Source organism: Microcoleus sp. S13_C3, from assembly GCF_036700905.1.
Taxonomy (GTDB): domain Bacteria; phylum Cyanobacteriota; class Cyanobacteriia; order Cyanobacteriales; family Microcoleaceae; genus Microcoleus.
In genome coordinates this window covers 53723-64220 of record NZ_JAUBPT010000023.1, presented here as the reverse complement: position 1 = coordinate 64220, position 10498 = coordinate 53723, and the positions used below count along the sequence as shown (strand labels likewise).

The following is a 10498-nucleotide window of genomic DNA, read 5'->3' as shown; positions in this document are numbered from 1 at the left end:
CAAAGAGTGAATTTTCTTGTGGAACAGGCATCTTGCCTGTTCATAAAAAGCTTATTGAGAATGGTGCAACATCTCAGTTAAAACTTGCATCTTGCACCATTCTCAAAAACGGGCAAGATGCCCGTTCCACAAAGAGTGAATTTTCTTGGGGAACAGGCATCTTGCCTGTTCATAAAAACCTTATTGAGAATGGTGCAACATCTCAGTTAAAACTTGCATCTTGCACCATTCTCAAGAACGGGCAAGATGCCTGTTCCACAAAGAGTAAATTTTCTTGTGGAACAGGCATCTTGCCTGTTGCTAAACAAGTAATTGAGAATGGTGCAACATCTCAGTTAAAACTTGCATCTTGCACCATTCTCAAGAACGGGCAAGATGCCCGTTCCACAAAGAGTGAATTTTCTTGTGGAACAGGCATCTTGCCTGTTGCTAAACAAGTAATTGAGAATGGTGCAACATCTCAGTTAAAACCGACTGAAATATTGACCGATAGTTCTCTTGAGAGGACTTCAGCTATGAGACAGGGGTTTCAACCCATATCGGAGTATAGGTTTTTGGCTCAATCTGTACCGCCATCTTCGATAATCAAACAAGGCCGCCAAGTGTCCCTAAACGGCCGCATTCTCCCCCTAAGTTGGACTCAGCAGCCGGCAAACAGCACTTCTGGGAATTTCCGAACTTGGATTGCTGATGTTGGATTGATGCAAAGTGCGGGAGTGGATTTGCTTAGCAGCGCCGACAGTGCCAAACAACCGGTGCAGTGGTTTTCGGTATCTTTAACCGGCGCTCAAAGCTTAGCAGCGCGGGCAACAGGGCCCTATCGTTACTTAGATGTTACCGATTTTGCTAGACTTGCGGGCTGGGAGATATCTGCTGATGGGAATATTCTAAAAATTACTTCTAAAACTGCAAGTGTTACCGGAATTCGCCAAGCAGAAATAGAATCGGGCGATCGCATTGTAGTAGATATCGATCGACCCGCCCCCTGGCAAGTTAACTTTGTCAATAAACCAATCCCGTCGCCGACACCCACACCCAACCCCCCGGACGACCCCACAAAGCCCGCTATCCCAATCCCAAGCCTCCGCACAGCGCCAAACCTCGAAACACCAGACGACCCGACCAAACCCGCCCTGCCGCTGCAAATAACGCCCGCAGCGCCGATCGCCGGTCAAGAATGGTCGATCGCGATCGATGCCAAAGTCGCACCCGCCATACTTCAGCAGACTTTCTCAACCAGCAAACAATTGCTATCACTAAAAGTAGAACCTGACGGCGTTCAAACCAAAGTTAAAGTGACGATTCCTTTGGGTTGGCGGCCGCAAGTTTTCAGCCTGGGAAATCCCAATCGATTAGTTATCGACATTCGGCCAGATTCGTTAGTAGAAAAAAACATTGTTTGGGCGCCCGGTGTGCAGTGGCGGCAGCAGTATCAGAATTTAGGAACTGATCGTTTTCCAGTAGTTTGGTTAGAAGTTAATCCGCGTCAAGCTGGTGTAAAAATTCGACCAATTCTCAGCAATCCGCCTGCCGATCAAGGCACTGCACCTTTATTGCAAACAGCAGAAGTGTCGGGAGCGGCTGCGGCGATTAATGCAGGTTTTTTCAATCGAATTAATCGCTTAGCTTTAGGAGCAATTCGGCGGGACAATAAATGGCTTTCCGGGCCGATTTTGAACCGGGGGGCGATCGCCTGGAACGATCGGGGAGAATTTGCGATCGATCGTTTAACTTTGCAAGAAACTGTGATAACTCCGGCAAATCAATCTTTGCCCGTTTCTCATCTCAATAGTGCCTACGTACAACCGGGAATCGGTCGCTACAATTCGGATTGGGGAACAACTTATACTCCGTTGTCGGGCAATGAAATAGTTGTGACAGTTGCGGGCGATAGAGTTGTCAGTCAATCCCCCGGAGGTGCGGTGGGAACAACAAGTTTTCCCATTCCAGCTAACGGTTATATTTTGGCTTTGCGTGCCGATTTGTTCCCTGCATCTGAACTCTCTATCGGCACTTTATTGCGTTTAGAAACTAACACTTTTCCTGCGGATTTTAACCGTTTTCCTTACATTCTCGGCGGCGGGCCGGTGTTGGTACAAAACAGTCAAGTTGTGCTGGATGCGAAGGCGGAAGGGTTTAGCGATGCGTATGTTAGACAGACAGCAATTAGAAGTGCGATCGGGCGAAATGCTGCGGGGAATTTGCTGATTGTAGCCGTGCACAATCGCGCGGGCGGGGCGGGGCCAAATTTCGCAGAACTGGCGCAGATATTGCAGCAAATGGGTGCTGTGGATGCTTTAAATTTGGATGGGGGAAGTTCGACGAGTTTGTATTTGGGAGGTAGTTTGCTCGATCGATCTCCGTCAACGGCGGCGAGAGTTCATAATGCGATCGGTATTTTTATTCAACCATAAACCGTCACCTTAAATTGTAGGGTGCGTCAGCGTCCGTTATCTGCTCAAAAATCGATAATCTCTGCAATGACGCACGTTACAAACTCTTGTCCTCCCCTTATTAAGGGGGCTAGGGCAGGGGGGGAGTAGAAGTTTTTATAATCCAAAATCGCAAATCGAGTGGCTTGTTTGTATGTGATGATAACGGGATATTCCCCGCGCAATTTGCAGGATCAAGACCCGTTTTTGGCGGTTTTACAAAATGATGCGGTTCCTGTGCGCGATCCTCTTCGAGGGCTTCGCTAACGCACTTCTGCGATTCCTCAACCGCTAGCCACAGTTATCGATCGCGCTTTAATTGACAATCCTGATATTTATTATAAAAGTGCAGCGGAATTTAAACAAGCCCTATTCAATAGTCTATCGTAAATTATGGTTCGACTACCAATAGGTTTTCTGAAACCCGGTTTCTTTCTTCAAGAAACCGGGTTTCTTGGTATTCTCAATCTGCCATCACAGACAACACATACTCTCCTTGATTTACTGACTGATTTGTCGAAACATCAAAAATGAAAACATCCGACTCAGCACAAACATCAATTAAACTCGGAAATTCCCCATTCTTATTAAAGCTGAGAATTTGATAAAGCCGATCGCCCTTTTTGACATAACTCCCCAATTGCACTCGATTTTGAATCATCCCGCCCGCCGGCGCGTAGTATTTGAGCGCCGAATTCTTGGGGGTGAAAATAACTTGATGGGCGGCAGTTTCCGGGAGAGGAAATCCATCTAGTTTCAATAAACCCTTACTTGCTAAGTAATTTTTGATGCCCCGCAAGCCATTCGCCACCGAATCGGGGTTCATTTCCATCCCCGAACCTAATTCTAAAGTCCAAGCTTCCACGTCAAATTGGATCGCACTTCCCAACTCTGCTAAAATCTTCTCCAAAGCCAGCCAAGGCTTTAGAAACGCCTCGTCAAAAGCATCGCCGTCGTACTCGTTCATCAAGATTGCCCGATCGAGCAAAAAAGCTTTCGCACTCTCCTCGCGGGAATTAAAACAGTAAAGGTAATCTAAACTTTGATTCGTAGAACTGTGCAAGTCCAGCACATAGTCAGCATCCAAACACAAAGATTGTAGCTGATATCGGTAAAGTTGGCTGTAGGGGGCGCAACTAGGAGCGTTAATTTTTGCCAACTCTTTCGCAAAACTCAAAGCAATCGCTTTTCTGTAATTAGCTTTGACAGTATCGGCATCGAGATGAATGTGAGAATTAGCAAAACCCAGAATATCTTCCCCTTGTTTTTCAAAATCCCAAAAAATCCGGTTCCAATTTACCCCATCATAAAGATTGTAACGACCAGGGGAAAAATGGTGCGATCGCTGACTGACACCCACAGGATTACAAACAGGAACCAGCCAAATTTCCCCGCTTAACTGGCTGCTGTCCAAAGATATTAAAAACTCTATTAATTGGTAAATCACAGCATTACCGCTAATCTCAGCGCCGTGGAGGTTAGATTGGAGATAAGCTTTTTTGCCGGGAATCGCACCTTGGAACTGATAGACTTGCATTGAAAGCCGATCGCCCGAAGCAAGCTGCACCACAGGAATAGTCGAAATAACAGGAATCATAGAAGGAAACTTGGGGAATTGGGCATGGGGCATGGGGCATGGGGCATGGGGCATGGGGCATGGGGCATGGGGCATGGGGCATGGGGCATGGGGCATTGGTAACTGGTAACTGGTAATTGTTACTAATGACTAATGACTAATGACTAATGACTAATGACTAATGACTAATGACTAATGACTAATGACTAATGACTAATGACTTCATAGCCGATTTGCGGGCGTTGGTCTAAAATCAATACAGTCCTCTGCTGACTTGCTTTCAGCAAGATTTAAGCATACTTACCCTGAAACCTTATAATAATCCTTGTGCCAGACACTGCCCAGAACCGCCCAGAGCTGGATCTGAAGACCATATTTCCCTTCGAGCTAGATAACTTTCAGAGAGAGGCGATCGCCGCCCTCGATGCAGGTAAATCCGTTGTCGTGTGCGCTCCCACAGGCTCTGGGAAAACGTTAATCGGGGAATACGCCATCCATCAAGCACTCTCCAGAGGGCGGCGCGTCTTCTACACCACTCCTCTCAAAGCTCTCTCTAACCAAAAGCTGCGCGACTTCCGCAGTCAATTTGGAGACGACAGCGTAGGTTTGCTGACGGGCGACATCTCCGTCAATCGAGATGCGCCGATTTTGGTGATGACTACCGAAATATTTCGGAATATGCTCTACGGTACGCCGATCGGAGAAGTCGGTACTTCCCTCACCGGAGTCGAAACCGTGGTGCTCGACGAGTGTCACTACATGAACGATCGCCAGCGCGGTACCGTCTGGGAAGAATCCATCATCTACTGTTCGAGCGAAATTCAACTCCTCGCCCTCTCAGCAACCGTTGCCAATAGCGACCAACTCACAGACTGGATTAACAAAGTCCACGGGCCCACAGAGCTCGTCTACTCAGACTTTCGGCCAGTACCGCTGCAATTCCACTTCGCCAACCAAAAAGGGATATTTCCCCTGCTAGACGACACCGGCAAAAGAGCGAATGTCCGGTTAGTCCCCAAAAAGAAGGGGCAAAAAGTAGAAAGAGGCAGCATCCCCACTCCGAGTTTGACCGATGTTTTGGCTCGGTTGGACGAGCGAGATATGCTACCAGCAATTTACTTCATCTTCAGCCGTCGCGGGTGCGACCAAGCAGTCGCAGAAGTCGGCAATTTCTCCCTGGTTAACGAAGCCGAAACAGCCGAACTCAAACGCATCATCGATGATTTTTTACAGCGAAACCCAGAAGCAGAACGCTTCGGTCAAAAAGAAGCACTTTTAAAAGGCATCGCCGCCCACCACGCAGGGATTTTGCCCGCTTGGAAAGGTTTAGTAGAAGAACTTTTTGGCAGAGGTTTAATTAAAGTTGTATTTGCCACCGAAACCCTAGCAGCCGGGATTAATATGCCCGCCCGCACCACAGTCATTTCTACCCTGTCCAAGCGCACGGACAAGGGACACCGACTGCTAAACGCTTCAGAATTCCTGCAAATGGCCGGTCGGGCGGGTCGGCGGGGCATGGACAAGCTGGGGCACGTGGTCGCAGTTCAGACGCGCTTTGAAGGCGCAAAAGAAGCCTCGTATTTGGCAACAGCCAAAGCCGACCCCCTCGCCAGTCAGTTTACTCCCAGCTACGGCATGGTGCTGAATTTGCTGCAAACACACACTCTCGACGAAGCTCAAGAGTTGGTAGAGCGGAGTTTTGGTCAATACCTTTCTACCTTGTACTTGCAGCCACAGCAAGAAGAATTAGACCGATTGCAAGCAGAATTGGCGGTGCTTGAACAGTCCCTGGCGGCGGGAGGAAATGTCTCCACCCTGGAAAAAGAGCTCGCCCATTACGAAAAATTGCAGGCAAGACTCAAAGAAGATAAACGTTTGCTCAAAATTCTCTTGCAGCAAGCTGAAGAAGCCAGATTTAAGGAGATGTCCGTAGCTGTGGCTTTTGCAGTGCTCGGCACGGTTCTGAGTCTCAAAGGTAAGCACGTTCCGACAGCTAAACGATCGCACACAACTCCTGTACCCGCCGTATTGGTTGCCAAAATCGCAGGTTCCGGCCAAGCACCAAATTTGGTGTGCTTGGGCAAAGATAACCGCTGGTATGTCGTCGCCATTAGCGATGTCGCTACCCTGCACGCCGAATTACCCCGCTTGAGCGTTGCAGATACCTTGAACCCGCCGTCGGAAATGCTCCTGAGACTCGGCCAATGCCGCTTGGCAAATGAAGAAACTGCTTCAATTGCTGCATCGATCCCAGAATTGCCCGCACCAGAACCGAGCCCAGAGGCGATCGAGCAACAGCGGAAAATCGCAGCCGTAGAAGCTAAGCTAGAAATTCACCCGGTTCTAGAATGGGGCAATCCCGGTACTTTGCTCAAACGCCAGCGCCGCCGGGAAGAATTGAAAAAAGAAGTTCGCAAAAGCGAACAAGACTTAGAAAAGCAGCGAGCTCGCTACTGGGAGCAATTTCTCAACTTAATCGACATCTTGCTGAATTTTGGCTGCTTGGAAAGAGTAGTTTCGGCAACAGGAAACCGAGATGACTCCTCCGACAGGTTGGTACCCACAATCTTGGGCCAAGCTTGCGCCGCCATTCGCGGCGATAACGAACTGTGGCTGGGTTTGTCCCTGATGTCTGCAGAGTTTGACGAACTCGACCCCCACCACCTCGCTGCTGCTTGCGCGGCATTAGTTACAGAAGTTTCCAGGCCGGACAGTTGGACTCACTACTCGCTATCGCCGGAAGTTTTGGCACCTTTGGACAATCTACAAAAAGGCCTGCGCCGCCGATTGTTTCAAGTGCAGTACCGCCACGAAGCTGCGATCCCGATTTGGCTGGAACGGGATTTAGTGACTTTGGTTGAGCAGTGGGCTCTGGGCGTTGAATGGCTGGAACTGATTAGCCATACGAGTTTGGATGAAGGGGATGTGGTGCGGATTTTGCGCCGGACTTTGGATTTCTTGTCTCAGATTCCTCATGTTCCTCATGTTTCGGATTCTTTGCGGAGGAATGCTTGTCGGGCGATGCAGTTAATCGATCGATTCCCGGTGAATGAAGCTGCAACTTAGAAAAGTGTTGACTGTTGGCTGTTGACTGTTGACTGTTGGCTGTTGACTGTTGGCATTAGTGTCAAGTTAAGCCTGAAACCATGTCTAAATCAGGGTTGTAGCCGAGTCTAGATCCCCCTAAATCCCCCTGATTGTTGGGGAGTAGGGGTTGACTTTGAGCATACTCCTGTCCCCTTGCACCGCATTTGTCCGGTCTCTGTTTTTCCCCCCTTAATAAGAGGGACTTTGAGCAGACTCCTGTCCCACCCCCTACTCCCCTTATTAAGGGGGGTTAGGGGGGATCTAGACTTCGCTACAAACAAGAGAGACGGTCGGTTTAACGTGTTTGTTGACACCAACGGGCTGTCAACTGTCCCGCATCTAAATTGTATTTTTGGTTTTTCAAGCAAATGCACCCACATTTTAATCGAAAATCCAAAATCCAAAATCTAAAATCGATCGATCGCACTTTTTCCTGATTCAGGTTGCAGAACAGGATAGAAAATTGTATGGTGCGGATCGAGCGCTCGCTCTTAATTGTTATTAAATTTTTCTTTAGCGCTGTGGTGAGTAATTCTCATATTTATGCAACAAATCAAAAAGCCTGTTCAAATGCCTGATGCCTGCTCCCAGGTTCAAAAAATTCGCTTTTTCACTTTCTTGCAAAGAGTCTTAATTGGAACTCTAGCGAGTACATTACTCAATCTCTTCATCCTATTTCCCTCTCCGAGTTTCGCAGAAGTAGTTCTGGGCGTTGTTCGCAGTTCCGAGAATTCTCCCGACTGGGTAAAGATTACCACGCGCCTCTGGGAAAGCGGCATTGCTTACAAACCAATCAATCTCGAAGAAATCAAAACTACGGCGGATTTAACAGGCGTTAACGTGCTGTTTTTACCCAACATTGAAACTTTGAGCCCGACGCAAATTAAAGTTTTAGAAGCTTGGGCATCCCAAGGCGGCCGCTTGATTGCTTCGGGCCCAGTCGGCCGCAGTTCCCCGGCTTTGGTGCGCCAATCTTTGCGATCGCTCCTTGGGGCCTATTGGGCTTTTCCGTTAACCCAACCGGCGACGCCGCAACCGCGCAGCCGCTGTCGGGATCTGGCTTGCACTACTTCTAGCAGTTGGATGCCACCCGAACAAAAAAATGCCTCAGTCCAAGGCGGTGTCTTGATTCCGGCTGATGCGAACAGTCAAACTATTGCTACTTGGAAAGATAGTTCCGGTTCCTCCGCAGCCATCGCCACGGATCGCGCTACCTATCTCGGCTGGCGCTGGGGTAGCGACGGTTCGGCAAATGTAGATAAGGCTTGGCTGCAAGCCTCGATCGCCCGCTGGGGAGGCACAATCGCTTCGCAGCCTGTAGCGCCGCCCACTGCTGCCGGGACCCCACTGCCAAGTCCCCCCTCCAGAGTCAGTAGAAACAGCCCTAGTTTGCCGCGTACTACCCCGCTGAGCCGACTTTCTCCCTCTGGATCGCTTCCCGATCCAGTACCTGCAACTTTTACAGACCCTTCCGATCAGTCGGCGCCGGCGGGTTTGGACGTGCAGCCCAATTCCAATAAGCCGATCGTCAGCATTGAAGCGTACTTGATGCGCCAAGAACTCACTAACCTCCTCGGCAGGTTTGAAAGCGCCCTGACAGCATCTAATTCAGCCAATACCGCCATCAATCTTAATGCTGCTACCTCCCCTCAACTGGTGGCTGCAGAACAGGGCGGAGGCGGCCCGGCAGCCAGCCGCCCCCCTGTTCTGCAAGCGATCAGGGGACGGGCGATCGCCCAAGCGCGGCAGGTTTTGCAAACTTTTGACCAACTCCTGGAACAGCAAAACTACGCGGCGGCTAGAAAGCAGTGGGTGGAAGCGCGGCAGTTGCTGTGGGAAAATTACCCGAAGGAAGGGCAGCGCGTTGGGGCGGAAATTCGGGCGGTTTGGCTCGATCGCGGGACGATCGTCGCCGCACGATCTGAACAGGGTTTGGCGGCAGTGTTCGATCGACTCGCCGCCGCCGGTATCAATACAGTTTTCTTTGAAACATTGAATGCCGGATATACCATTTATCCCAGTCAAGTTGCACCGCAACAAAATCCCCTGACTGTTGGCTGGGACCCGCTGGCATCTGCGGTTAAATTAGCCCACGAGCGAGGCATCGAACTGCACGCTTGGGTTTGGGTTTTTGCCACAGGAAATAAGCGCCACAATACTTTAATTGGCCAGCCTAGTTCTTATCCAGGCCCGGTGCTTTCCGCCCATCCAGATTGGGCAAATATTGACAATAAAGGACGCAGGCAACATCCTAATGATGGTAAATTTTATCTCGATCCTGCGAACCCGGAAGCGCGGAATTATTTGCTGCGAATTGTCAGCGAAATTGCCAATAACTACAAAGTAGATGGGGTGCAATTAGACTATATTCGCTATCCTTTTCAAGATGACAATGCGAATTTTACTTACGGTTACGGTATTGCGGCGAGGCAGCAATTTAAGCAGTTGACTGGTGTAGATCCGGTGAATATTTCCCCCAGCAACGGCAGTTTGTGGCGGCAGTGGGTTGAGTTTAAAACTAATCAAATTAATAGTTTTGTAGCTGAAGTTTCTCAGCTTTTGCGGCAGAATTATCCGCGCACAATTCTTTCGGTGGCGGTGTTTCCTCACCCGGAAAGTCAGCGGATTTACAAAATTCAGCAAAATTGGGAAGTTTGGGCTCGTCAGGGCATTGTAGATTTGATTGTGCCGATGACTTATGCTTTGGATACGAACCGGCTTCAGCGCATTACGGAACCGCTGGTAAAGGAACAAATGCTCGGTTCGGCTTTGATTTCTCCGTCGGTTAAGTTGTTGACTCTCCCGGAAGTTGTGGCGATCGACCAAATTCAAGCTTTGCGCGATTTGCCGACTGGGGGCTATGCTATTTTTGCGGTGGAAAGTATCAGCAGCGGGATGCAGGGCTTTTTTAACCGCACTCAAGGCACGCCAGTGCGTTCCACTTCTGCTGCAGAGCCGATTCCTTACCGACAGCCGTTTGCGGCGGCGGCTTCGCGGTATACTGCTCTCAAGCAGGAATGGAGTTTTTTGTTGGCTAACAATCAGTTGCGGGTGTCGGAATCTGAACTAAAAGTTTTGCAAAGTCGGGCGGATGAATTGGCGCAAGCTTTGAGCAAGTTGGCGGCAAACCCTTCTAGAGAAAGTCTAGCAACTGCTAAAAGATTGTTGGGGAGTTTTCAATCTCAATTTCAATCTTCGATGCGCTTGCATTCTGCGGAAAATAGCTATCAAGTGCAAACTTGGCAAAATCGTTTGGAGAGTTTGGATATGCTTTTACGTTACGGCGAAAGGAGGGAGTTGAATCGCAGGTAAATATATATTTTTCGGGTGTGTGCTGCTGTGGATAGTGCGATCGTGCTAAGCTGTTGTGCATTTAATTTGTATGTTGATGGCGGGCAGGATG

Annotated in this window: 4 protein-coding genes; 3 read left to right on the top strand and 1 reads right to left on the bottom strand. The window is 49.2% G+C overall.

Annotated elements, in window-relative coordinates:
- Positions 1–32: 32 nt before the first annotated feature.
- Positions 33–2414 carry a phosphodiester glycosidase family protein gene (locus QUA16_RS09435; RefSeq protein WP_445252241.1) on the top strand — a complete coding sequence of 794 codons (2382 nt, stop codon included), beginning with the start codon at positions 33–35 and terminating at the stop codon, positions 2412–2414.
- 481 nt (positions 2415–2895) lie between these two features.
- Here QUA16_RS09435 and QUA16_RS09430 read toward each other — a convergent pair whose 3' ends face one another.
- Positions 2896–4029 (bottom strand): succinylglutamate desuccinylase/aspartoacylase family protein, encoded by a 1134-nt coding sequence (locus QUA16_RS09430; RefSeq protein WP_333109555.1) that lies wholly within the window; start codon positions 4027–4029, stop codon positions 2896–2898.
- 306 nt (positions 4030–4335) lie between these two features.
- Here QUA16_RS09430 and QUA16_RS09425 point away from each other — a divergent pair, with 306 nt between their 5' ends.
- Positions 4336–7074, top strand: a complete 2739-nt coding sequence (locus tag QUA16_RS09425; RefSeq protein ID WP_333105744.1) for a DEAD/DEAH box helicase — start codon at positions 4336–4338, stop codon at positions 7072–7074.
- Positions 7075–7665: 591 nt separating this feature from the next.
- Positions 7666–10407 carry a family 10 glycosylhydrolase gene (locus QUA16_RS09420; protein WP_445252183.1) on the top strand — a complete coding sequence of 914 codons (2742 nt, stop codon included), beginning with the start codon at positions 7666–7668 and terminating at the stop codon, positions 10405–10407.
- Positions 10408–10498: the final 91 nt, after the last annotated feature.

What these genes read in the sequence shown, in the direction of transcription:
- QUA16_RS09430 (WP_333109555.1), bottom strand. Translation starts at nt 4,029, where the DNA reads ATGATTCCTGTTATTTCGACTATTCCTGTGGTGCAGCTTGCTTCGGGC.
- QUA16_RS09420 (WP_445252183.1), top strand. Translation starts at nt 7,666, where the DNA reads ATGCCTGATGCCTGCTCCCAGGTTCAAAAAATTCGCTTTTTCACTTTC.